The following is a 779-nucleotide window of genomic DNA, read 5'->3' as shown; positions in this document are numbered from 1 at the left end:
GTGCTAATTGCTCTATCTGTTCATAGTTGACTTCATGCAGATTTGCAAACAATTTACAGAATGCATAAGTGAAAACTTCTTCATTGGTGGGGGTTCTGACTTTTATAAATTGGGTCTGCTCAGGAATTGCAGCTGCTTCAATAGGGGCTTCATTATTGGAATTTTCATTGTTAACAGGATTATGTTCAGATTCGGATGGTTCACTTCGGCTTTGTTCAGTAAGATCCACATCTTCACCGATTGATCTGGGGTCCTGATCCTGATCGATGTGTGTGTGTTTGGTTCTATTCAAAAAATTATTTTCATCGTTATCATTAAAATCAATGAATCTTTCATTCTCGAAATCCCAGCCCTCACGTTCCATGTACTCATAAAGCGCTTTTTCAAGTTCCTTTCCTGCGGTTGTATAATCTTTTTCCTTTTTTGCTTCAATAAATTTACTCCAGTCTTTCTTAGGCTTTTCTGTCTTGACTCTCACAGCAAAAATTGGGTGTTTTTTATCTTCTTTTTTTGCTATTTTTTCACCTCCTGTTACAATTTTTTGTTTAACAAAATGTTATACAAATTGTTATATAATTGAGGATACATAATTTCAATCAACTTTGGATTTCATATTTTCCATTAATTCCCCAAGAAGTCTTTTGATCTTTTCATTCTCTTCTTTAAGCAGTCTAATATCTGCATCGGTTTCAGTGTTCGTTATAAGTTCATTAACCAAATTTTTGGTTTTTTCATTTTCTTCTTTAAGAAATTTAATTTCCTCATCTTTTTTATCAAGA

At 33.1% G+C, this 779-nt stretch carries 2 protein-coding genes; both read right to left on the bottom strand.

The window, feature by feature from the left end; genetic code table 11:
- On the bottom strand, positions 1-478 hold a 478-nt coding region (locus tag QMD61_11625), incomplete at its 3' end, for a hypothetical protein (protein ID MDI6725283.1).
- A 114-nt stretch (positions 479-592) separates the two neighbouring features.
- A partial coding sequence (locus tag QMD61_11620) for a hypothetical protein (GenBank protein MDI6725282.1) occupies positions 593-779 on the bottom strand: 187 nt, incomplete at its 5' end.

Origin of the sequence: Methanobacterium sp., from assembly GCA_030017655.1 — an archaeon.
Taxonomy (GTDB): Archaea; Methanobacteriota; Methanobacteria; order Methanobacteriales; family Methanobacteriaceae; genus Methanobacterium_D.
Note: the sequence above shows the minus strand (reverse complement) of the source record. Positions and strands in the feature narration are given on the sequence as shown.